Here is a 23,274-nt window from a genome sequence, read left to right as displayed (position 1 = left end):
GTGCGGAAGTTGTATCCCACCGGTACGACAAAACCGCGTCGGCCGAGGTGAGGAGGGAGTTTCCGGAAGACCGGCGGGAGCGGTGGTCACTGATGACGGGCATTGCCGAAGCCATTACGCTAGTCATGAAGGCGCCGGTCGGGGGCGGTGGGCGCGGACGGACGAGTGAGGAAGTGCTTCGTGGTCGCTCAGGTGCCTCAGCCCGAGTTCGGTCGCCGCCTGCGGAGGCTGCGCTCCGACCTGGGGCTGTCCCAGCGCGACCTGGCGTCCGGGGCGGTCAACCAGTCGTACATCTCCCTGCTGGAGTCCGGCGCCCGGGTGCCGACCCTCGACGTGGTCGCCCACCTGGCCAAGGTTCTCAACGTGCCGTTGCGTGACCTGGCCGGGGACATCGACATCAGCACCGGGTCGGAGGACTCCGCGGCCGGTCGGGCCGAGCTGGTGCAGGAGCTGCTCGCCAGCAGCGCCATCGACCAGGGTGACCTGGAGCAGGCCGAGGACCGGCTCGCGAAGATCTTCGCCACCGCGCGTCGGTCCGGCTCTCAGCACGCGATCCTGACCCACGGGCTGGCGCTGGAGCGGGTCCTGGAGATGCGCGGCGACCGCAACGCACGCCATTCGTTGCTGCGCGAGTTGCTGCCGGCGGCCGAGGCCGCCGGGGTGGCCGAGGCGCGGGTCCGGATCCTGGTGTCGCTGGCCGCCGCGGCCCGCGACATCGGCCGCCTGGACGAGGCGTTCACCCACGTGGAGCGGGCCGCCGAGGAGATCGACGGCACCGCCTTCCGGCAGGGCAGCGAGCACATCAGACTGCTGGCCGTGCACATCTCGGTGCTCGCCGACGCCGGTGGCGGTGCGGAGATCGTCCGCCTGGTCAACAGCATGCTGACCATGGCCGAGGCGCTGGGCAGCCCGTCGATCAGCGGCCGGGCGCAGTGGGCGGCGAGCCTGGCGCTGGCCGCGGCCGGTGAGACGGACCGGTCGCTGGAGCTGCTCGGCGGCGCACGCCGGATGTTGGCCGATCCGCGCACCTCGCTGCGGGACTGGGCGCGGTTCAGCCGGGCCGCGGTCTCGACGCTCCTCGACGTCCGGGCCGATCCGGAGATGATCGAGCAGCATATGGCGGCGGCCCGGGCGGCGACGGCGGCCGAGTCGGGCACCGAGGCGAACCGGCTGGCCGCCCTGGAGGTGCGTTACGCGTTCGCGACCGGGGCGCCGGAGCGGGCCGTCGAGATGGCCGCGTCGGTCGACCGGGGGCAGCTGATGGGCCTGGAGGGCGTGCGGTTCCGGCACGCGCTGGGCAGCGCGCTGGCACAGATCGGGCGGACCGCGGAGGCGGTGGCCACGTTGCGCGAGGCGGCCCAGGCGGCCGAGGACATCTCGGCATTCCGGCGGGCCGCGCAATTGTGGCGGGAGCTGAATGAGCTCGGCGAATAGGCCATTCGATTCAAAGTATTCGATGTAGACGCGCTTTCCGGATCGATTCCTGGTGTCGTGGTTCTCAGCCGGCGGGAACAACCCGCCGGCCACCGAGGCCGGCGGGAGCCACCCGTCGCCCACCGAGGCCGGCGGGAGTCACCCGCCGCCCCACTGAGAGGACCCGACAATGAGCGAGAACGACAAGTTCGCCGCCGCCGGTGACGTCGCCACCGAGCTGAGCCTGCAGGAGATCGACCTGGACGCGGCGCAGGAGGCCGGCGGTCTGTGGACGGTGCCCGGAACGAGCACCATCGGCTGGGTGTGCACCGTGTCCTGGGAGTGCTCGGTCCCGAAGCGGCTCTGCGGCACCGGCGACTGATCGAGAAACGGCGACGGCGACCGAATAGAGAATGCCAACGGGGCCCGTGCCGACACGGGCCCCGTGGCCGTTTCCGGATGCGAGTGATGGCATGCGACTGAAAGACGTCCGACCCCTTTTTCCCGAATACACAGATCCCGCGGCGCTGCACGGATTCTTGAGCCGCATCTCCGACCTCCCGGCCGATGACGGCGATGGGGAAAGGCCAGACCGCACCGGCGACCTGGCCGCTCTCGCCGCCGACACCACCTGGCGGGACATCGACGGGCCCGCCCACTTCGACTCGTTCGCACGGGCCTGGGCCGATCGTCATCGGGCCGCCGCCGAGCTGGTGTTCGCCGGTTCCCCGCTGACCGCGCACCGGGCCGGGGAGTTCGCCGACGGGCTGGCCCGCTGGCTGGCCGGCCGGATTCAGGACGCCTCCGTCCGTACCCTCGTGGTCGCTCTGGATCTTTTGCGGCGGTCCGGCGCACTGCCCGGCGAGACCGCCGAGGAACGTCTCTGGCATTTCTGTGACCTGGCCGGACGGGACGGGTTCCGGGTGACGTTGGGTGAGGTCTTCCCCGAGTTGCGGCGGCAGCTCGGCGTGCTGACCCGCAACACCCTGCGGCACGCGCGGCGAATGCTGGCGGCGACGACCGCCGCGGTCGGTGACGGCACATTGCCGCCTTCGGCGACCGGCGGGGGCCTGGTGCAACTGCACGACATCGGGTACGGCCTGGGCGACACCCACGCCGGCGGGCAGACGGTGTGCCGCCTGACCTTCGGCGGCGACCGGGTGATCGTCTACAAACCGCGATCGATGGCCGCCGAGCTGGCCTACAACACGTTGGTCACCCGGATCGGCGCGGCGGCCGGCTTCGACCTGCCGGTGCTCCAGGTGTGGTGCGGCAGCGGCGTCGGTTGGCAGGAGCACGCCGACCGGGCGCCCGCGATCGAGCAGCCCGGCTATTTTCGGGCGGCCGGCCGTCTGCTCGGTGTCCTGCATCTACTGCGGGCCGGCGACATGCACTACGAGAACGTGCTCAACCACCGTGGGCTGCCGGTGGTGGTCGACGCCGAGTCGCTGTTCAGCGTGAACCAGCGGGCCGGTGGGACGGGAGCCGGCTCGGCCGGTGAGACGCTGGCGCACACCGTCTTCTCCACCGGCTTCCTGCCGACCCGGATCTCCGACCCGGCTGATCCGTCCACCTCGATCGACATCGGTTTCCTCGGCTACGTGCCGGGCCAGCGGGCGGTCACCGCGATGCCCGCGCTGGAGGACTTCGGGACCGACCGGCCCCGGGTGACGATGGTGACCGGCTCGGTGGACACCCCGGCGGTCCGCCCGTCGACCGTGTCCCGGGCCGTGGAACTGACCGAACTGTGCCGCGGTTTCGCCGAGTGCTGGGACTGGGCCGCCGCCGACCGTGGCCTGGTCGAGTCGTGGCTGCGTGAGCTCTTCGCCGATCTGCCGACCCGGGCCGTGCTGGAGACCACCGGTAAGTACTACAAGCTGCTGCGGACCGCCGCGCATCCGGCGTTCCAGCAGGACACCGCCGCGAAGCGGATGCTGCTGCACCGGGTCGGGCTGGGCCGGGTGGAGCACTTCACCCCGGCCGTGGTCCGGGCCGAGATCGACGATCTGTTCCAGGGCGACATCCCGTTCTTCACACTGCGTACCGGTTCGACCTGGGTGCATCACCGGGGCCGGCCGATCGCCGACGTGCTCAGCGAGACTCCGCTGGACCAGGCGGTCGCCGGACTGCGGGCGATGTCCGGCGCGGACCGGGAGCTGAACCTGCGGGTGATCCGGGCGGCGTACGCGGACCTGACCGGACCCGAGGCGGACGCTCCGGCGTACCTGCCGGCGATGCGCCGCGCGTCCCGGGCCGGAGTGCCCGGGCGGATCCGGCAGACGGTCGGGGACATCGCCGCCGAGGTGCACGACCGGGCCGGGTTCGCCGGTGGCCGTCCCGGATGGGTCGGCGCGACCATCCGGGACACCACCCAGGAGCACCCGTGGCGGGTCGACGAACTGGGCGACGACCTGTACGCCGGGGTGCCCGGCCTGGCGTTGTTCCTGGCCGCCGCCGGGGTGTTCCTGGACGAGCCACGGTATCGGGAGCTGGCCCGGGCGGCACTGGTACCGCGGGTGCGGGCGCTGCTCGACGACCCGGTCCGGCGGCGCCGTGAGGTGGCCGGCGGGCTGTGCGGCGGCTATCCCGGGGTGGCGTTCGCCGCGCTGGAGGCGGGCCGGTTGACCGGCTCGGCCGAGCTGAGCGAGATGGGCACGGCACTGTGGGATCTGGTGCCCGCCGACCTTCCGGCGATGGCCGACAACGACTTTCTGATGGGTTCGGCCGGGCTACTGTCCGCGGCACTCACGGCCGGTCGGCCGGCGGTGATCGAGGCGGCGTTCCAGCATCTGACCGGGACACCGACCGACGGGAAGTCCCGGTACAGCGGGTTCGCGCACGGCACCAGCGGCACGCTGGCCGCCCTGGCCCGGTACGGCGTGCGCAGCCCGGAGCTGTCCGCCGCCCACGACGCCCTCTGGAACCACGACGAGCAGCACTGGGCGATCAGCGACCGGGCGCCGGAACGGGCCGCTCGGGGCTGGTGCCACGGGACCCCCGGTGTGCTGCTCGGCCAGATCGAGCGACTGGCCGCCGGCGAGGACGTGCCGTCCGGCCCGGGCGCGGACGTCACCCGGCTGGCCGAGACGGTGGCGGTGGACGGCTTCGGGCTCAACCTTTCGCTCTGCCACGGTGACGTCGGCAACCTGCTGATCCTCGCCCGGTCGGCGCGTTGGGACACCTCCGGGCGGGCCGCCGAACGGGCCGAGGACCGCCGGGCGCAGCTGGTCACCCGGGTCCTGCCGCGGGCGCTTCGGGCCCGGACCGGCAAGTCGGTGCTGAACGACTCGCTCTACGTGGGCCTGGCCGGCGTCGGCATGGGCCTGATCCTGAGCACCGGCGAGGTGGACGTCGCCTCACCGCTGACGTTCCGCCGGGACCGGCCGTGACCCGGCTGGTCGAGCAGCTCGGCCCGACCGAGTGCGGCCTGTGCTGCTGCGCCATGCTCCTGGAGGCGGCCGGGGCCGGGGTGCCGATGCACGACCTACGCACCCGCTACCGGGTCGGCCGGGATGGTCTGACCGTCGCCGACCTCGCCGCGGTGCTGCGGGAGAACGGGGTACGCCCACACGTCTACCGCACCTCCCCGGCCGGTCTGGCCGCACTCGGCCGGCCGGCGATCTGCCATTGGAAACGGTCGCACTTCGTGGTGGTGACCGGCTTCGACTCCGGTGGCGTGACCCTGCTCGACCCGGGTGCGGGCCGCCGCCGGGTCAGTGCCGAGGAGTTCGCCGAGAGCTTCTCCGGGCTGGCCGTCACCGCCGATCCGCTGTCTCGTCGGGTGCGGACCCGACCGCCGTCCGGGCTCCGGATGCTGGGCCGGTTCGCCTGGCAGCGCCGTGGACTGCTCGGCCTGGTGCTGGTCCTGTCGCTGGTCAGCTCGATGGTGCCGCTGGGAATCCCGTGGCTGTTGGAGCGGCTGTTCGGCGATCAGGCGGGCGGGCTGTCGGCGGGGCCGTTGCTGGCCGGGGTCGGCCTGGCGTTCGGGCTGCTGCTGTTCGTCCGCACGGTGGCCGGCATCGTGGCGTCGGCCGCGGTGGGACGGTCGCTGGCGGGGGCCGTGTTCGATCGGCTGCTGCGGTTGCCGTACGCCTTCGTGGAGAACCGTGGTCCCGGCGACCTGATGTTCACCCTGGAGTCGGTGCACCGCCTGCGTGCCCTGCTCTGTAACGACCTGATCGTGGCGCTGGCCGCGCTGGTGGTGACGGGGGTGCTGCTGGGCTGGCTGGCCGCCGTGTCGGTGGCCGCGCTGGTGACCACCCTGCTGCTGATGGCGGCGCTGGCCGTGGGCACGCTGGCGGCGGCCCGTACCGTCCGGCGGCTGGCCCACGCGCAGACCCGGGCGCAGGCGGAGTTGCAGGCCACTCAACTGTCCGCGATCTCCGGCCTGGAGCTGATCAAGACGAACGGCATGGAGGCGGTGTACGCGGCCCAGTGGCGGCGGCGCAGTGACGCGGCTCAGCGGCAGTCCGACCGGCTGCAGACCGTGCAGGGCGTCTTCGACGCGGCGCTGGCCGGGGTGATGTTCGTCGGTCCGGTGGTGATCCTCCAGCAGGCGCTGGCCGGGCAGGCCGCACCCGGTGTCTCGCTGGTGGTGTCGGTGCAGGCGCTGACCGGGCTACTGCTCGGCCAGGTGAACGTGCTGGCCGGCTCGATCACCAGGCTGGCGCAGGCCGGGTCGCTGCTGGCCCGGATCGCCGACGTGCTGCTGCGCCCGGCCGACGACCTGTTCCGTGGCGAGACGGCGGCCCGACCGTCCGGCGACGTCGTGGTCGAGGGGGTCTCGTTCGGCTATGGCACGTTCGGCCGCCGGGTGCTCGACGGCGCCGCGCTGCGGGTCCCGGAGGGTGCCAAGGTGGCGATCGTCGGCCCGTCCGGCTGCGGCAAGTCCACTCTGGCCCGTCTGCTGGTCGGCCTGCACCGGCCGGACACCGGGCGGATCCTGATCGGCGGCACCGAGCTGGGCGATCACGACCGGGACCGGTTCTACCAGGCGGTCGCCTACGTGCCGCAGAACGTGGTGCTGGAGTACGGGACGGTCCGCGACAACATCGCCTGGGGCACCGGTGATCCGGAGGAGGAGCGGGTGCACGAGGCGGCCCGACGGGTCGGGTTGCACGACGAGATCAGGGCGCTGCCGCTGGGCTACGACACCCCTGTCGCGTCGCTCGGGCAGAACTTCTCCGGCGGCCAACGGCAGCGGATCGCGCTGGCCCGGGCCGCTTTCAAGGAGGCGTCCATCGTGGTGCTCGACGAGGCCACCAGCTCGCTGGACAACATCTCCGAGTCGACCGTGACGGCGTTCTTCAACAGTCTGCGGGCGACCCGGATCGTCATCGCGCACCGGCTGACCTCGATCCTCGACGCCGATCTGATCGTGGTGATGGATCACGGCCGGGTGGTCGCCGCGGGCACTCACGACGAGCTCTGCCGGAACGCGGGCCTGTATCGATCGCTGTACGAAGAAGCATTACCGCTGTCATCGTAGTTATGCGCTATGATGACTTCAGTAAATCCGCATGACCAGACACCACGGGGGTTGTCATGAACGAGCGGGAACTGCAGGCTTTCGTCTCCGTCGCCCAGCACGGCCGGATGGATCTGGCCGCGAGGTCGCTGGGCTACTCACAACCGGCGGTCAGCTACCAGATCAAGTGTCTGGAGCAGACGCTCGGCACCCGGCTGTTCGCCCGCAACAGCAACGGTGCGGCGCTGACCCGGGCCGGGCGGCTGATGCTCCCGTCCGCACAGGCCGTGCTGGTGCTGATGGCCGGCATCAAGACCACCACCGTGAACGTTCCGGTCGCGGCCTGACCCACCCCGATTTCCGTTCCGACGACTGGAAGGTTCGATGAGCGCAGCGATCGAAGTACGAAACCTGACCAAGAGGTACGGCCGGACCACCGCCGTCGACGGTCTCTCCTTCGAGGTCCGGCCCGGCCGGGTCACCGGCTTCCTCGGCCCGAACGGCGCGGGCAAGTCCACCACGATGCGCGCGATCGTCGGCCTGGACCGGCCGACGTCGGGCGAGGTGCTGGTCGCCGGCAGCCGTTACGACCAGCTCGACCAGCCGCTGCGGCACGTCGGTGCCCTCCTCGACGTCTCGGTCCACCGTGGCCGTACCGTCCGGGCGCATCTGACCGGCCTGGCCCGTAGCAACCGCATCCCGGCCGCCCGGGTCACCGAGGTTCTGGAGATCGTCGGCCTGACCGCGGTGGCCGACAAGCGGGCCAAGGGCCTGTCCCTCGGCATGGCGCAGCGCCTCGGCGTGGCCGCCGCCCTGCTCGGCGACCCGCAGGTGCTGCTACTGGACGAGCCGGTCAACGGTCTCGATCCGGAGGGCATCCTGTGGATCCGGGCGTTGATGAAACGACTGGCGGCGGAGGGCCGGACAGTGTTCGTCTCCAGCCACCTGATGAGCGAGATGGCACTCACCGCCGACCATCTGATCGTGATCGGTCAGGGCCGCCTGCTCGCCGACAGCTCGGTGACCGAGTTCGTGAGCCGCAACTCGCGCTCGTTCATTCTGATCCGCACACCCGAGCCGGAGAAGGCGCGCGACGCGCTGGGCGGAGCCGGCATCCAGGTCGCCGACGGCCCGGACGGCACCCTCGAGGCGCTGCACACCACGCTCGAGGAGGTCGGCGCGCTGATCGCCCGGCACCAGATCACGGTGTACGAGATCAGCCCCCAGGTCGCCTCCCTGGAAGAGGCGTTCATGCAGTTGACGGCCGATGCGGTGGACTACCGCGCGAAGCAGGAGGTGTGACGGTGGCGGACTTCGGCGCGGCCCTGTCGTTCGAGTGGTACAAGATCCGTACGCTGCGGTCCACGTTCTGGAACCTCAGCGCCTTCCTGGCGGTGAGCCTGGCACTGGCGGTGCCCTCCGGCTGGTATCTCCACAAGACGTACACCGAACTGGACGCCGCGGAACGGGCCGCCTTCGACCCGATCGGCTCGGGACTCAGCTCGGTACGCCTCGGACTGCTCGCCCTGGTGATCTTCGGTGTGCTGACCGTGACCACCGAGTACACCTCCGGCACGATCCGCAGCTCACTGGCCGCGGTGCCGCGCCGGGGCACGTTCTTCGCCTCGAAGGTGGCCGCCGGCAGCCTGGTGGCGCTGGCCGCCTCGACGGTGGTGGTGATCGCCACGTTCGCCGCCACCCAGGTCATGCTCGGTGAGCACGCGGTGAGCCTGTCCGATGACGGCGTGCTGCGCGCGATCGTCGGCGGCATCGTCTACACCACGCTGCTGTGTGTCTTCGCCATGGGATTGGCCGCCGTGCTGCGCAGTTCCGCGCTGACCATCGGCCTGCTGTTCCCGCTGTTCTTCATGATCTCCACGATCCTGACCAGCATCCCCAAGGTCGGCCAGGTGGCACAGTTCCTGCCGGATGTCGCGGGCGGGCAGATCCTCTACCGGGAGCCGCAGGGCGACACGATCCTGAACGGATGGACCGGCCTCGCGGTGCTCGTCGCCTGGACTGTCGCCGCGCTCGCCGCGGGTTATCTGGCGGTGCGCCGCCGGGACGCCTGATCACCGAGACCTGACGATATGGAGGCCGGGCATCCACGGGGGAGAATGCCCGGCCCGCATAGATGAAAGCACACGAACCGGTGCCCCCGCCACGCGGGATGGCCCGGTCGGGCGATTCGCCGGTTCACCTGCGGGCCTGCGGCATGGAGTATCGTCCTCCGTCGATTACGTCGACCACGGGGACCGCCATGCCATTCGATGGTTTCATCTCGTACAGTCACGCCGCCGACGGGCGGCTCGCGCCCGCCGTACAACGGGGTCTGCATCGACTGGCGAAGCCATGGCACCGGCGCCGCGCCCTGTGGATCTTCCGGGACCAGACCGGCCTGTCGGTCACGCCCAAACTGTGGACGTCCATTCAGGACGCGCTCGACGGCTCCAGGCACTTCGTGCTGCTCGCCTCCCCCGAAGCGGCCGCCTCGCCGTGGGTGAACCGGGAGATCGAGCACTGGCTCGCGACGAAGTCCGCCGACCGCATCCTGCCGGTGGTGACCGACGGTGAGTGGAGCTGGGACCCGGCCGCTCGCGACTTCACCGCCGACTCCACCGCGGTGCCGCACGCGTTGCGGGGCGTCTTCGCCGAGGAGCCGCTCTACCTGGATCTGCGCTGGGCCCGCGACGATCTGCACCTGAGCCTGCAGCACGTCCGGTTCCGCGACGCCATAGCGCAGCTCGCCGCCCCGATGCACGGAGTGAGCAAGGACGAACTGGAGGGCGAGGATGTCCGGCAACACCGGCGGGCCCGGCGACTGTCCGTGGTGGCGGTGGCCGCGCTGGTCCTGCTGACCCTGGTCACGTCGCTGACCGGAGTGGTCGCGGTCCACAACGCGGAGCGGGCCACCCTGGCCGCGAACGAGGCCCGCCTCCAGGAGGAACTCGCCTCGGAGCAGCGCGACACCGCGGAACGGGCCACCGCCGAATCGCAGCGGCAGCAGGCGAACGCGCTGGCCCAGGAGGAGAACGCGCGGGTCCAACTGGAGAACGCCCGGGAGCAGGAGGCCCGGGCGCAGGCGGCGACGGCCGAGACCGAACGGCAGGAGCAGCTGGCCCGGCAGCAGCAGGCACTGGCCGAGGAGGCGTCCGCGGAGGCCCGGCGGGAGCAGGCCAACGCCGAGCGGTTCAAGGCGAGCGCGGCCACCCAGCAGGCCAACGCGGAACGACAGCAGGCGAAAGCCGAACAGCAGCAGAAACTGGCCGGCGAGGCCGCCGCGGAAGCCGCCCGGCAGAAGACCAACGCCGAGCGGGAGAAGGCCAACGCGAAGCACCAGCAGGAGCTGGCCGACCAGGCCACGGCCCGGGCCAAGGAGCAGGAGCGGATCGCCGAGCACCACCGCGAGCTGGCCCGGCTGGCCGAGGAGGAACGCAAGCGGCAGGAGCAGCTGGCCCGGGAGGCGTCCGAGGAGGCCCGCCGCCAGCGCGAGGCCGCCGAGCTGCAACAGCGCATCGTGATCAACCAGCGGCTGATCACCCGGGCCCGCGGGATGATCGGTGACGACCCGCGCAAGGCCCTCCGGCTGGCCGTGGCCGCGCAGAACCTGCACGACGACGCGGCGACCCGTGAGCAGGTCAGTCACCTCACCATGGCGTCGACGTACTCCGGCTATCTCAATGACGTGATCGACGTCGAGGCCCTCACCGATCAGATGGTCGCCACCACCGGCGCCAGTGGGACGGTGTCGCTCTGGGACACCACGGCCCCGGCCGAACCGGTCCGGGTCGCCTCGCTGCCCGCCACCGGGACCGCGGAGAAGTCACTGGCGGTCAGCCGCGACGGACGGACCCTCGTCGTCTTCGACGGAAGCGCCGAGGCGACCCGGTGGGACGTGACGAAACCCGCTGATCCGGTACGGCTGACGCCGCTCACCGACGACGCCGGCATCACCGCGGTGAACTTCAGCCCGGACGGGCGTACCGTCGCGGTGAGCAACCGGGACAAGAACACCGTCCTGTGGAACGTCACGGGTACGACTCCGGCCCGCCTGTCCACGCTCACCGGCGGGTACCCGCTGAAGTTCGGCCCGGACGGGCGGACCGGCGTCACCAGCGGCACCGACGTGGTCGGCTGGGACCTGAGCGATCTCAGCGCCCCGGTACGGCACGCGGTCCTCGACCCGGGCTGGGGCACCAAGGTCCCGGACGCCGCCATCGAGTTCAACCCGACGCTGCCGGTCGTCGCCATGCAGGGGCCGAGCGACTACGTCTACCTCTTCGGCATGGCCGACCTGGACGATCCACAGCCCTGGGACTCCCGCACGGCCGGTCCCGGCGACAGTGACTTCTCCACGATGGTGTTCAGCCCGACCGGGGACATGCTGGCCATCGGGAACTCCGACGGAACCTCGGTCGTGGTGAGCATCGACTACAACGACAACTGGCCGTCGATGAACACCGAGATCACCGCGCTGACCGCTCGCGGCGCCCCGGTCCGGTCGATGGCCTACAGCCAGGACGGCCGGACGCTGCTCACCGCCGGCGACCGCAACATCGCGACGCTGTGGAGCCCCAAGGGCCGTTACGCCCGCGGGCCGGTCACCACGATCCGCGGCCCGTTCCCCGCGCAGCTCGCCGGCCTGGCCTACCGCCCGGACGGCTCGCTGACCGCGGCCCGCCGCGACAGCAACGCCATCACGTACGACCTGACCGTCCCGTCGGCACCGGTGGCCGGGCCCACCGTGCCGCTGCAGAGCGGCGAACTGGTGGGGATGATGGCCACCGGCGACGGCGCGACCATGTACGTCATCGGCACCGACAACGTCACCACGCTGCTGGACGTGAGCCGGACCGACCAGGCCACCGTCGTGTCCCGGATCAACGACCCGGGTGTCGCCGTCTGGGTGGCGACGATCAGCCAGGACTGGCGCACGCTGGTCGTCGGGCGGGCGGACGGCAAGACGGCGGTGTACGACGTGTCCGACCGGACGAAACCCACCAAGCTCGCCGACCTCGCCTTCGGCAACCGGACGTTGAGTTCGATGACGTTCACCCCGGACGGGAAGACCCTGGCGGTCGCCGACGGCTACAACATCTCGATGTGGGACATGACCAACCGGTCGGCCCCGGCCCGGGTCGCCTCGATCCCGGTCTCCGACTACAGCAGCACCATGGCGACGTCCATCGAGTTCAGCCCGAACGGGCGGATCCTGGCGGCGGGCACCAACGACAGCGGGACCACCTACCTGTACGACGTGGCCGACCCGACCCAGCCGGCCCGGATCAGCACACTCCCCGCCAACGGCAGCTTCATCCTCTGGGCGTCGTTCGCCCCGGACGGGCACACGCTGGCCACCGCCGCCCTGGACAACTCGATCATGCTGTGGGACATCACCGACCCGAGCACCCCGATCCGGTACGCCGTACTCAAGAACTCCGACCTGCAGAACGTCTACATGGTCTTCAGTCCGGACGGGCGGAGCCTGGCCGCCGGTGGCTCGCTGGGCATCGTCCCCAGCCGGACCATCACGTTCTGGGACACCGCGATCCCGGCCGAGGTCACCGCCGATCCGGTCGCGCACGCCTGCACGATCAGCGGGCGCGGCCTCACCGCCGACGAATGGGCCCTCTACGTTCCGGAACTCCCGTACCGGTCGACCTGCTGACGATCACGTGCCCCCCGCACACGGCCGGGAGGCCGTATCGTCAGGTTGCTTCGTACGGAGGTCAATGTGCGGTTCGGTGTCACCGGTCACCGGGTCCTTCCACCGGGCATCGCCGAACGGGCGATGGACCACTGGCGGCGGGTACTACCCACCGGCGCCGGGCTGCTCGGGGTGTCGAGTCTCGCCGACGGCGCCGACCAGCTGTTCGCCGCCCATGTGCTGGCGGCCGGCGGCACGCTGGAGGCGGTTCTGCCGTGGGCCGACTACGGCGGTTCGCTCACCGACGGCAGCCGGGCCCGGTTCGAGGATCTCGTCCGGGCCGCGGCCACGGTGATCACCGTCCCCGGTGGCGAACCGTCCGACGAGAGCTTCCTCGCCGCCGGTCAGGCCCTGGTGGACCGCTGCGACCACCTGTTCGCCGTGTGGGACGGGCAACCCGCCCGCGGGCTGGGCGGCACCGCGGACGTGGTCGCCTACGCCCGGGCCCGCGGCTGCCCGGTCACCGTGCTCTGGATCGACGGCGTCCAGCGGGACTGATCACCGAGCCGGGCCGGACTCACCCGCCGGGCCCGCCTCACCCGCCGGTCACGGCCACTTTCGCGGCCGGTACCGCCAGCTCGGCGAAGAGGCGCCCGGCCCGGTCCGCGTGTGCACCGGCCGGTTCGGTCGCACCGAGATCCCGGGACGCCGCCGCCATGCCGTCGTGGGCGCGCGCCTGTTCGTACCGATCCCCGATCTCCTCGGCCAGCGCGAGCGCCTGACCGTGCTGGGCCTGCGCGTCGGCCGCGTCCCCGGCCGCGCACAGCACCTGACCGAGATCGTTGAGGGCTTCGGCCTCGCTGGCCCGGTCACCGATCCGGCGCAGCAGCACCAGAGCGCGGCGCAGGTGACCGGCGGCCTCGGCGAGGCGGCTCTGGCGGGCGTGGATCGCGGCGAGATCGGTCAGCACGTACGCCTCCGCGGTGCGGTCACCGGTGCGGCGGACCGCCGAGAGGCTCTGGTCCAGATGTGCCTCGGCCTGCTCCAGCGAAACCGGACCGTCCGGCAGTCGGGCCAGCAGCGACAACACATACGCCTCGCTGAACCGGTCGCCGAGTGTGGCGTACAGGTCGAGGGCCGATCCGAACCGACCGGCCGCCCGGTCGTGATCGCCCAGCCGGGCGTCGATCAGCCCGAGCCGGACCAGCGCGTCGGCCCGCCCGTCGTCGTCCCCCAGATCCCGGCACAACGCCTCGGCCCGCCGGTAGTGGTCGGCGGCCGGACGGTAGTCGCCGCGCCGCCAGTCGACGCTGCCCAGGTTGCGCAGCACCAACGCCTCGGCCGCGGGCTCGCCGAGGTCGGTGTAGAGCAGCAGCGCCTGCCGGTAGGTCTCGGCGGACTCGCGGAGCCGGCCCTGCCGCCGATGCAGCCGGCCCAGATTGGACAGCGCCCGCGCCTGTGCGCCCGGGTCGCCGACGGCCCGGGCGGCGGACACCGCGGACGCGGTCACGGTGACCGCCTCGGCCACCGGCCCGCCCGCGTCGAGATAACGGAACATGGTCCCGGCGAGCTCGATGGTGTGCCGGTACCAGCCGTGCGCCGCGCCGTTCGTGCAGACCGCGGCGAGGTTGGGGCGCTCCGCCTCGATCCAGGCGCGGGCCGCGTCCGGGTCACCGGCCGGTGCCGAGCCGTCCGGGTACAGCGTGGCCATCGCCGTGCCGGCGCCGGCCAGGTAGTGGTCGAACAGGCGGGTCAGGGCGGCCCGCCGATCGGTCTCGGCGTCGTGCTCGGCGGCGAGCTCCGCGGCGTACGCCCGGAGCAGATCGTGCATGCCGTACCGGCCGCCCCGGCCGGGCTGGACCAGGCTGGCCCGGCCCAGCACGTCCAGCAGCCGCCGGGTCTCGCTCGCCCGGGCACCGATCAGCGCGGCCACCGCGTCGACGTGCGCGGTCTCCCCCGGGTGCAGGCCGAGCAGCCGGAACGTCCGGGCCGCGCCCTCCGGCAGGTTCTGGTACGACCAGGAGAACACCGCCCGGACCTCGGCCCGGGGGTCACCGCCCGCGTCCAGCAGGTCCAGCCGTACCTGATGGTCGCCCAGCTCGGTGACCAGCTCGGGCAACGGCACATCGGAGCGTTCGGCGGCCAACTCGGCGGCGATCCGCAGGGCCAGCGGCAGCCGGGCGCACGCGGCGGCCATCGCCTCGGCGGCTTTCGGGTCACGGTCCACCCGGGGGCCGATCAGCTTGCGCAGCAGCCCGATCGCGTCGTCCGGCGGCAGCAGGTCGAGGTTGACCCGTTCGGCGCCGTCGACCGCCACCATGCCGCGCAGCGAGTCACGACTGGTGATCAGCACCAGACACGAACCGGTGCCGGGCAGCAGCGGTCGGACCTGCTCCACCGAGGACGCGTTGTCCAGCAGGATCAGCATCCGCCGGCCGGTCAGCTCGGACCGGTAGCGGGCGGCGCGCTCGTCGGTGCCCGGCGGGATCTCCGGGGCGCGGATGCCCAGCGCGGTGAGGAACCCGGCCAGCGCGTCGGCCACCGCCACCGGCTGCTCGGCGTCGTAACCCCGCAGGTTGACGTAGAGCTGCCCGTCCGGATAGGCCTCCCGGACCCGGTGCGCCCAGCGGACCGCCAGCGCCGACTTGCCGACTCCGGCGGTGCCGCACAACAACGCGACGGTGAGCGGTGGCTCGTCGCCGTCCGGCGGCTCCAGCAGGCGATCAAGGGCGGCGAGCTCCCCGGTACGTCCGGTGAACGCCCGCACGTCGGCCGGCAACTGCGCGGGCACCGTGACCGAGACCGCAGGCGTCACCCCGGCCTGGGCACGGGCGTCCCCACCCGGCACGGACAGCACCGGATCGGCCGCGAGCACCTGCTCGTGCAGCCGGCGCAGCTCGGCGCCCGGATCGCTGCCCATCTCGTCGGCCAGCCGGCGGCGGATCCGCCGGTACTGCTCGTCGGCGTCGGCCTGGCGCCCGCACCGGTACAGCGCGAGCATCGCCTGACCGGCCAGCCGCTCGTCCAGGGGATGCTCGGCGACGGCGGCCAGCAGCGCGGGCAGCAACTCGCCGTGGCGCCCCAGCCGCAGCAGCACGTCGTTGCCGTCCAGCTCGGCGGCGAACCGCTCGCCGAGCAGGGTGCGCCTGGTCGCGGCCAGCCACGGGGTGTCCAGGCCGACGAACGGGTCGCCCCGCCACAGCCCCAACGCCTGCTCGATCAGGCCGGCCGCGGACCGGTCCGACTCGGCCGCCCGGGCGGTGGTGACCAGTCGCCGGAACCGGTGCAGATCCACCGCCTGCGGATTGACCGTCAGCAGATAGCCACCGGGCTCGCGTCGGATCTCCGCGCCGTCCGCGTCCGCGACCGCGCGCCGCAGCCGGGACAGATAGCTGTAGAGAGCGCCGGCGGCCCGCTGCGGTGCGTGCTCGCCCCACACCCGGTCGATCAGCTGGTCCGGGGTGACCGGCCGACCGGCCTCCACGAGCAGCACACCCAGGACACATCGCTGTCGGGCATGCCCCAGATCGGCGGGGCGGCCGTCGATCAACGCCTCCACCACACCGAGAACACCGAACTCCGCCGCCAACTGACCTCCGTACGCCCATGGTTTGACCAGGGGATTGCCCCTGCTCCTGACCAGGGGATTCAAGAAATCCACAAGGTCCGCTACAAGTCTCCCATGTTTCGTACAAGGTGCGGCGACGAGCATTGACGTCGTTGAAGGGAACGGATCGCCCTCGCCCGGTTACGAAAGCGTACGGGGGAATCGGGACGCCACATGGAAGCCCGATGGCGACGGATGGTCCGACCTGCGACAAAGCGCGGCCCCCACGGCCGCACGAGGGGAACAGAGAGATGCCCGCCGGCAAGTAACGGGGGACGGCGGGCATCTCCACACCTCGGCTGATCTCTCAGACCGGGACCGGGACCGGGCGCTCGGAGCGCAGGCCCAGCCGGCCGCGGGTCGCGACGATCAGGATGAGAGCGGCCGCCGCCGAGGCGATGAGCTGACCGTGCAACGGATCACGGGCGATGTCGAGGGTCGGGTAGACCTCACCCCAGACCAGCGAATACGTGCTGTTGATGCCGGCGTGCAGCAACATGATCAGCGGCACACTCTGGCCGCTGCGGTTGAACACCCAGGTCATCACCAGGCTCAGCGGGACACAGATGATGACGAACTCGACCGGGTCGAGCCAGGTCGGGTTCGGGCCGCCCCACTCGGTCAGGTAAAGCGGCAGGTGCCAGGCGCCCCACAGCAGGCCCAGCAGCGAGGTGCCCAGAACCGGCCCGAACCGGTCCTGCATCCGGGGTAGGGCGAAGTCGCGCCATCCCGGCTCCTCTGCCGCGGCGGTGGTGACCAGTTGCATGAGCAGCATCGGGACGTAGGCGAGCAGGATCACCGCGCTCGGCATCGTGATGTGCCCCCACGTCTTCGGCAGCGCGAGCGGCGCGACCAGGATGACCGCCGGGACGACGAGCAGCACCGCGAGGAACCAGCGCCACCCGACCCGCCAGTGCTTCAGCCGGTGCGCCCACTCCCGCAGCCCCGACCGCCCCTCGGTGATCGCGGTGACCAGGAAGGCGGCGCCGAGCGGTCCGAGATAGGCGCCGGGCAGCACACCGACCAGCTGGCCGGTACCGAGCACCTCCGGAATCCGGATGTCCGGCTCGAGACCCAAACCATGATCCGACAGGATGTACGGCGTCCAGCAGAACCAGCTGAGTCCGAAGGCAAGCGTGAAGAAGGCCGATACCGGATAGCGCCGGACCAGCGAGAACAGGGCGTCCACGAGATCTCCGATCAGGACTGTCAGGGGGATGACGACAGTCCATCAGCGGAGCCGCTCAAGGTCATTGCAGTACGCGAGACCTTCCGGGTACAGCCTGCTACACCTGACGCGGTGGTCGCTCAGCGCCCGATGTACCGGTTCGATTTTAATCCTGGCCTCAGGTTGACCCGGGAGAATGAGCGGCAAAGGCATCGATGGGAAGGGGAAGGGCCGACGTGCGGATCCTGATCGCGGATGATGACGCCGCCATCCGTGAGTCCCTGGAGCGGGTGCTCCAGGTCGAGGGTTACGACACCAGCACCGTCGCCAACGGTCTAGCCGTGCTCGACGGGGTCGGTGAGGCCGGCGAGGACACGCTGGATCTGCTGATCCTCGACGTGATGATGCCCCGCCTGGGCGGATTGGAGACCTGCCGGCGGTTGCGGGCTGCGGGCCGGGATCTGCCGGTGCTGATGCTGACCGCCCGGGACCAGGTCTCCGACCGGGTCACGGGGTTGGATGCGGGCGCCGACGATTATCTGCCCAAGCCGTTCGCCACCGAGGAGTTGCTGGCCCGGGTGCGTGCTCTGCTGCGCCGGCGCACGCCGGCCGACGAGGAGTCGCAGATCCTGTCGTTCGCCGACGTCCGGCTCGATCCCGACAGGTTCGAGGCCTGGCGGGGCGGGCGCCCGCTGCGCCTGACCCGGACCGAGTTCTCCCTCCTGCAGGTTCTCCTGCGCAACGCGACCCGGGTCCTGACGCGTGACGCGCTGTTCGAGGCGATCTGGGGCTTCGACATGAGCACCACCGCCAACAACCTCCAGGTGTACGTGAGCTACCTGCGCCGCAAGATGGAGGCGGAGGGTGAGCCGCGTTTGATCTACACGCTGCGCGGCCTGGGATACACGTTGCGGGAGACGCCTCCGTGAGCCGACCGGACGGGCCGGAACCGCGCCGGCTGACCCGATGGTGGCGGCGGCGGTCCCTGCGGACCAGGCTGACGGTGATCGCGGCGACGGCCATCGCGGTCAGCGTGTTCATGGCCTTCCAGGTGGCCAGCGAGCTGATGGACTGGCAGCTGCAGGACACCACCGAGAATGAGCTGCGCGCCGAGGCCCACGTCCTGGCGACGACCGCGGAACGCGCAGGCCTGGCGCAGGTCTGGCTACCGCCCTATCCGGGATCCGGTCGGCTGGTGCGGGTCGTCCTGCCCGACGGCTCGACTCGGACTCCGGCCGGTCAACCGGAGCTGCCCCCGGTCAGCGAGCAGGCCGGGCGCGTGGTGCGGGGCGCGTCGGCCGACCTGATGGAGTCGAACGACAGCGACGACGACGGCCATCTCGTCTACACGCTGCGGGCGGGTGACGGCGCGGTCCAGGTGGCCCGCGTCGCCGACGACACCTCGATCAACCAGTTCGGGTTCGGCATGTTGCTGATCGGGCTGCTCTGTGTGGTCGGGGGTGCCCTTGTCGGGCGGACCGTGGCGCGGACCGGGCTGGCACCGATCGACCGGCTGACCGCCGCCGCGGTACAGGTCGCGCGTACCCGGGATCTCGACGCCGACATCCCGGACGAGGGCGGTGGGGAGATCCGGCGGCTGATCCAGGCGATCAACGACATGCTCGCCGCGCTCCGGGACTCCCGGCAGGCCCAGCGGCTACTCGCCGAGGACGCCGCCCACGAACTCAAGACCCCGCTCACCAGCCTGCGCCTCAACATCGAGCTGCTGGTCCGGCTCGACCGGCGCGGCACCCTCGACACCGCCCTCACGGCGGAGAGCCGGACCCGGCTGCTCAACGATCTCGGCACCCAGGTGGCCGAATTGAGTACCCTCGCCGCCGAGCTGACCGATCTGGCACGCGGTGACGCCGGCGACGAGAGCACCGAACTGCTCGACCTCGCCGACGTGGTGGTGGCCGCCACGGCCCAGGCGCGTTCCCGCATGCCCGACCTCGAGGTCGCGCTCGACGTGGCCACCGTGTGGGTGAGCGGGCGTCCCGCCGCTCTCCAGCGAGCGGTGCTCAACCTCGTCGACAATGCCGGCAAGTGGTCCCCCACGGATCAGCCGGTGCAGGTCCGGCTCCGGGCCGAGGGCGCGTCGGCGGTGCTCGAGGTCGACGACGCCGGGCCCGGTATCGACGCCACCGACGTACCGCGGGTGTTCGACCGGTTCTACCGTGCCGAGACTGCCCGGGCGTTGCCGGGATCCGGGCTCGGGCTGTCGATCGTGCAGCGGGTCGTGCACGCCCACGGCGGCCGGGCCACCGTCGCCCGGTCCGCGCGCGGTGGCGCGCTGCTGCGGATCGACCTTCCGGCCACAGCCCCGGCCACCCCGGTCGCGCGGCTCACCGCCGGGGAGGACAGCACGCCGCGCTGACCTGCCCCGGCCGATGAGGTCCGTACCGCCGCGCTCATCGTTGCAGCGCGAGCTCCTCGTCCTCGGCGACTGGCTGTGGCCCGGTCGGCGGCTCCGCCGCCGGTCGGGACAGCCGGCTCGGCCACCAGATCCGCCGACCGATCAGCAGGGTGAGGGCGGGCACCAGGACCGACCGCACCAGGAGGGCGTCGAGCAGCACACCGAAGGCGACCAGGAACCCGACCTCGATCAGCATCACCAGCGGAAGTGTGGTGAGGACCGCGAACGTTGCCGCCAGAACCAGGCCGGCCGAGGTGATGACACCGCCGGTGGCGGACAGGGCTCTGAGCATGCCCTCTCTGGTGCCGAGACGCACGGTCTCCTCCCGCGCCCGACTGGCCAGGAAGATGTTGTAGTCGACGCCGAGCGCCACCAGGAACAGGAATGCCAGCAGCGGCACCGAATAGTCGACGCCCTTGAACCCGAAAATCGTGTCGAAGATGAACACGCTGCCGCCGAAGGCTGCGGCGAAGGAGACGATCACGGTGGCCATCAGGACCAGTGGGGCCACGATCGCGCGCAACAGCAGCCCGAGGACGATCAGGACGACCACCAGCACCAGCGGGATCACGACCTTCTCGTCGCGGCTGGTGGTGACCTCGGTGTCGAGGTTCTCCGCGCTCGGCCCGCCGACGATCGCCTGTGCCCCGCTCACCGCGTGCACCGCGGTGCGTACCCGCTCGATCGTGTCGTATTCCGCGGTGGTGTCCGGCGCGTCGGTCGGGAAGACGGAGATGTCGGCCCAGCCTCCGCTGGTCTGACCCGGGACGGCCATGGCCACGCCGGGAGTGCCCTGGACGACGTCGAGCACCCGATCCTGGTACGCCGGCCGCGTGAAGACCGTCATCGGCTGACCGCCGAGCTCCGGGAAGTGCTGCCGGAGAACGGTGAAGCCGGTGACCGACTCCGGGGCGGACAGGAACTGGTCCTGCTCCCGCAGCGCGCCGGTGTTGCCCGTCAGGCCGATGGCGAGCACTCCGAGGATTCCGAACGAGCCGAGCGTCGCCACCCATCGGCGGCGGCTGATGGCGGTGCCGAGCCGACCCCACAGCCCCGGCTTCTCCACCACAGCCGTACTGAACCGTGGGATGGCCGGCCAGAAGATCCGCCTGCCCAGCACCACCAGCACCGCCGGGAACAGCGTCAGCATGGCCACCAGCGCGCACAGGATGCCGGCCGCACCGATCGGGCCTAACCCGCTGGTGCTGTTCAGGTCGGCGGCGAGCAGGCAGAGCAGGCCGGCGACCACGGTGGCGGCGGACGCGACGATGGCCGGCGCCGCGCCGCGCAGTGCGTGGACCATCGCGACCCGGACGTTCTCGTGCTGGTGCAGTGCCTCCCGATACCGGGCGATGAGCAGCAACGCGTAGTCCGTTCCGACACCGAACACCAGGATCGTCAGCAGCGCCGAGTTCTGGTCGTTGACCACGATCCCGAAGCCCTTGACGAGCAGGTAGACGGTCGCCATCGAGGTCAGCGCGGCAGCGCCGACGACCACGAGCGGGATGAACCACAACACCGGGCTGCGGTACGTGAGGACGAGCAGCACCGTGACGACGATGACGGTGGTGAGAAAGACCTGCAGGTCGATGCCATCGAAGACGGCGTCCATGTCGCCGTCGATCGCGGCCGGGCCGGTCACGTCGAGTTCCAGGCCGGCGGGGCGTTCCTTCGCCGCGTCCCGCAGCGGGCCGACGACGGCCTCCGGAGCGCCGTAAGTCGTGCTCACGTCGAGGGTGAACATCATCGCTTCGCCGTCGGCGGAGAGCTGCGTCGACGGGCCCTCCTCGTCCGCACCGGCCGCCGCCTTCGGCGGGTACCGCTTGGCGAGGGTGGCGTAGTGGCGCTCGACCGTCGCGCGGTCGGCGTCGGTCACGCCGCCGGCACGGTGGTACACGAAGACGAACGTGTTGTCCTCACCGCCGGGGAGACTGTCCTCCAGCACCGCCACTCTGGTGGACTCGGCACCGGCGGGCAGGGTGTCCACGGCCCGGTCGGTGGTGACCGAGCTCAACTTCCCGCTCAACGGCACCATGACCGCCGCCAGCGCCATCCACAAGCCGATCACCAACCACGGCACCCAGCGGCCGGGCGGCGCTTTCCTGGGCGGCGCTGCGTTGACTGACATGAATAAGCCTCCTACGTAGGCGATACATCGCTTGTCCGAGGCCGAATTCGTACCGAGCGAATCTGAGACGACCATTAATGCGGCGCTCAGATCGGTTGACCGTGCGGGAAGGTGGTACCGCGGTACCGCCCCATTCCCGAGAATGACGACCGCGGTACGACGAAACCGGACGGAATCACTCCTAGCGTTCGGGCCATGAGGAAAGCTGACAGTCCAGGGTGGAAGATCGCGGCCGGCGTCATGACGCTGGTGGCAGCGTTGGCCGCCGTCGCCGCATGTGGGTCGGACGCCGACCGGAGCGCGGCGCCCCCGGCGGTCGACGTGCACAGCGCACACGCGGGCGCGTCGTCGGCTCCACCACAGCCGCTGCGCGCCGGCGAGCGGTTCGTCGACTTGAGGATGGCCCAGGCCTACACGCCCACGCCGCCGGAGGGCGGCGGCACGGACGAGTACCGGTGCCAGATCATCGACCCGCAGCTGTCCAAGGCGGCGTTCCTGACCGGGACCCAGTTCATCCCGGAGAACGTCGCCATCGCCCACCATGCCATCGTCTACGCGATCCCACCGGGCGGGGCCGCCGAGACCCGGGAACAGGACACCAAGACCCCTGGTCTCGGCTGGCAGTGTTTCGGCGGGACCGGCGTCAAGGGCGCCGAGGTCGAAGAAGGTGAAGCGGCGTGGGTGGACACGTGGGCGCCGGGTGCGACGGAGACGCTGCTGAACCAGGACGCCGGCTTCAAGCTGGAGCCGGGCAGCCTGCTCGTCCTCCAGATCCACTACAACCTGCTCGCGACCGACGGCAAGCCGGCCGGTCCGGACCGCTCGGCGGTGCGGCTGCGACTGACGGACGGCACACCGAAGACCCGGGAACTCGAGACGCTGTCGGTCGACGCGCCGACCGACCTGCCCTGTGCGGCCGACGAGTCGGGGCCGCTCTGTGACCGGGCCGCCTCGGTCGCGGACGTGACGAAGCGATTCGGCGACGATGTCGGCGGAATGGGCGATCGTCAGGTCGAGGAGTGCGGCCGGGGAACGCCGAAGCCCGGCCCCGTCCAGACCTGCGACCATGAGGTCGAAGCGCCGATGACCGTGTACGCCGGCTTCGCCCACATGCACATGCTCGGGCGGGCCCTGAAGGTCGAGCTCAATCCCGGCACGCCGAAGGCCGAGGTTCTGCTGGACGTGCCGCAGTTCGACTTCGACGATCAGCGACTGACACCACTGGCGAAACCGAAGGAGATCGGCCCGGGCGACGTGCTGCGAGTGACCTGCACCCACGACGCGGGACTACGCAAGCAGGTGCCCCAGCTCAAGAAGCTGCCGCCGCGTTACGTGGTGTGGGGCGACGGCACCAGCGACGAGATGTGCATCGGCATCATGACGGTCTCCCCCCGCGAGTCCTGACGAAGCGCCGCACGGGTGTGAGCC

15 protein-coding genes are annotated in these 23,274 nt (G+C 71.3%); 12 read left to right on the top strand and 3 right to left on the bottom strand.

The features are described 5' to 3' along the window. The first annotated feature begins 180 nt into the window (after positions 1 to 180). The 9 genes from Q0Z83_RS52050 (at position 181) to Q0Z83_RS52010 (ending at position 13,085) form a co-directional block, all read left to right on the top strand. A complete protein-coding gene (locus Q0Z83_RS52050) occupies positions 181 to 1,434 on the top strand; it encodes a helix-turn-helix domain-containing protein (protein ID WP_317790985.1) in 1,254 nt (417 codons plus the stop codon). Positions 1,435 to 1,603: 169 nt separating this feature from the next. Beyond that, positions 1,604 to 1,795 carry a hypothetical protein gene (locus Q0Z83_RS52045; RefSeq protein ID WP_317790984.1) on the top strand — a complete coding sequence of 64 codons (192 nt, stop codon included), beginning with the start codon at positions 1,604 to 1,606 and terminating at the stop codon, positions 1,793 to 1,795. 157 nt (positions 1,796 to 1,952) lie between these two features. After that, positions 1,953 to 4,802 carry a type 2 lanthipeptide synthetase LanM family protein gene (locus Q0Z83_RS52040; protein WP_317790983.1) on the top strand — a complete coding sequence of 950 codons (2,850 nt, stop codon included), beginning with the start codon at positions 1,953 to 1,955 and terminating at the stop codon, positions 4,800 to 4,802. Continuing rightward, the gene (locus Q0Z83_RS52035; RefSeq protein ID WP_317790982.1) at positions 4,799 to 6,901 is read left to right on the top strand and encodes a peptidase domain-containing ABC transporter; all 2,103 of its coding nucleotides are present in this window, start codon (positions 4,799 to 4,801) and stop codon (positions 6,899 to 6,901) included. The genes Q0Z83_RS52040 and Q0Z83_RS52035 overlap by 4 nt, the downstream gene beginning before the upstream one ends. Positions 6,902 to 6,957: 56 nt before the next feature. Next, positions 6,958 to 7,227, top strand: a complete 270-nt coding sequence (locus tag Q0Z83_RS52030; RefSeq protein ID WP_317790981.1) for a helix-turn-helix domain-containing protein — start codon at positions 6,958 to 6,960, stop codon at positions 7,225 to 7,227. A 37-nt stretch (positions 7,228 to 7,264) separates the two neighbouring features. Further along, on the top strand, positions 7,265 to 8,182 hold the full coding sequence (locus Q0Z83_RS52025) for an ABC transporter ATP-binding protein (RefSeq protein ID WP_317790980.1): 918 nt from the start codon (positions 7,265 to 7,267) through the stop codon (positions 8,180 to 8,182). Continuing rightward, positions 8,179 to 8,952, top strand: coding sequence for an ABC transporter permease subunit (locus tag Q0Z83_RS52020; protein WP_317790979.1), 774 nt, complete (start codon positions 8,179 to 8,181; stop codon positions 8,950 to 8,952). Before Q0Z83_RS52025 ends, Q0Z83_RS52020 begins: the two co-directional genes overlap by 4 nt. A gap of 188 nt (positions 8,953 to 9,140) precedes the next feature. After that, positions 9,141 to 12,548: a TIR domain-containing protein gene (locus Q0Z83_RS52015; protein WP_317790978.1), complete on the top strand. Its 3,408-nt coding sequence runs from the start codon at positions 9,141 to 9,143 to the stop codon at positions 12,546 to 12,548. Positions 12,549 to 12,614: 66 nt separating this feature from the next. Beyond that, positions 12,615 to 13,085, top strand: a complete 471-nt coding sequence (locus Q0Z83_RS52010) for a hypothetical protein (protein WP_317790977.1) — start codon at positions 12,615 to 12,617, stop codon at positions 13,083 to 13,085. A gap of 37 nt (positions 13,086 to 13,122) precedes the next feature. On the opposite strand, the gene Q0Z83_RS52005 is transcribed toward Q0Z83_RS52010, so the two are convergent. Both Q0Z83_RS52005 and Q0Z83_RS52000 read right to left on the bottom strand, forming a co-directional pair. Next, positions 13,123 to 16,116, bottom strand: a complete 2,994-nt coding sequence (locus tag Q0Z83_RS52005) for an AfsR/SARP family transcriptional regulator (protein ID WP_317790976.1) — start codon at positions 16,114 to 16,116, stop codon at positions 13,123 to 13,125. Positions 16,117 to 16,441: 325 nt separating this feature from the next. Continuing rightward, positions 16,442 to 17,323, bottom strand: coding sequence for a CPBP family intramembrane glutamic endopeptidase (locus Q0Z83_RS52000; protein ID WP_317790975.1), 882 nt, complete (start codon positions 17,321 to 17,323; stop codon positions 16,442 to 16,444). A gap of 194 nt (positions 17,324 to 17,517) precedes the next feature. On the opposite strand from Q0Z83_RS52000, the gene Q0Z83_RS51995 reads away from it, so the two are divergent. Both Q0Z83_RS51995 and Q0Z83_RS51990 read left to right on the top strand, forming a co-directional pair. After that, a complete protein-coding gene (locus tag Q0Z83_RS51995; protein WP_317790974.1) occupies positions 17,518 to 18,231 on the top strand; it encodes a response regulator transcription factor in 714 nt (237 codons plus the stop codon). Beyond that, positions 18,228 to 19,679, top strand: a complete 1,452-nt coding sequence (locus Q0Z83_RS51990; RefSeq protein WP_317790973.1) for a HAMP domain-containing sensor histidine kinase — start codon at positions 18,228 to 18,230, stop codon at positions 19,677 to 19,679. Before Q0Z83_RS51995 ends, Q0Z83_RS51990 begins: the two co-directional genes overlap by 4 nt. A 34-nt stretch (positions 19,680 to 19,713) precedes the next feature. Here Q0Z83_RS51990 and Q0Z83_RS51985 read toward each other — a convergent pair whose 3' ends face one another. Then, positions 19,714 to 21,846 (bottom strand): MMPL family transporter, encoded by a 2,133-nt coding sequence (locus tag Q0Z83_RS51985; RefSeq protein WP_317790972.1) that lies wholly within the window; start codon positions 21,844 to 21,846, stop codon positions 19,714 to 19,716. A gap of 195 nt (positions 21,847 to 22,041) precedes the next feature. Here Q0Z83_RS51985 and Q0Z83_RS51980 point away from each other — a divergent pair, with 195 nt between their 5' ends. After that, positions 22,042 to 23,250, top strand: coding sequence for a monooxygenase (locus tag Q0Z83_RS51980; protein WP_317790971.1), 1,209 nt, complete (start codon positions 22,042 to 22,044; stop codon positions 23,248 to 23,250). Positions 23,251 to 23,274 lie beyond the last annotated feature (24 nt).

It is taken from the genome of Actinoplanes sichuanensis (assembly GCF_033097365.1).
Lineage (GTDB): Bacteria > Actinomycetota > Actinomycetes > Mycobacteriales > Micromonosporaceae > Actinoplanes > Actinoplanes sichuanensis.
Note: the sequence above shows the minus strand (reverse complement) of the source record. Positions and strands in the feature narration are given on the sequence as shown.

Excerpts from the sequence above, each read along its gene's own strand:
- Q0Z83_RS52045 (WP_317790984.1), top strand. The coding sequence starts at position 1,604 with ATGAGCGAGAACGACAAGTTCGCCGCCGCCGGTGACGTCGCCACCGAG.
- Q0Z83_RS52030 (WP_317790981.1), top strand. The coding sequence starts at position 6,958 with ATGAACGAGCGGGAACTGCAGGCTTTCGTCTCCGTCGCCCAGCACGGC.
- Q0Z83_RS52025 (WP_317790980.1), top strand. The coding sequence starts at position 7,265 with ATGAGCGCAGCGATCGAAGTACGAAACCTGACCAAGAGGTACGGCCGG.
- Q0Z83_RS52015 (WP_317790978.1), top strand. The coding sequence starts at position 9,141 with ATGCCATTCGATGGTTTCATCTCGTACAGTCACGCCGCCGACGGGCGG.
- Q0Z83_RS51995 (WP_317790974.1), top strand. The coding sequence starts at position 17,518 with ATGGGAAGGGGAAGGGCCGACGTGCGGATCCTGATCGCGGATGATGAC.
- Q0Z83_RS51985 (WP_317790972.1), bottom strand. The coding sequence starts at position 21,846 with ATGTCAGTCAACGCAGCGCCGCCCAGGAAAGCGCCGCCCGGCCGCTGG.
- Q0Z83_RS51980 (WP_317790971.1), top strand. The coding sequence starts at position 22,042 with ATGAGGAAAGCTGACAGTCCAGGGTGGAAGATCGCGGCCGGCGTCATG.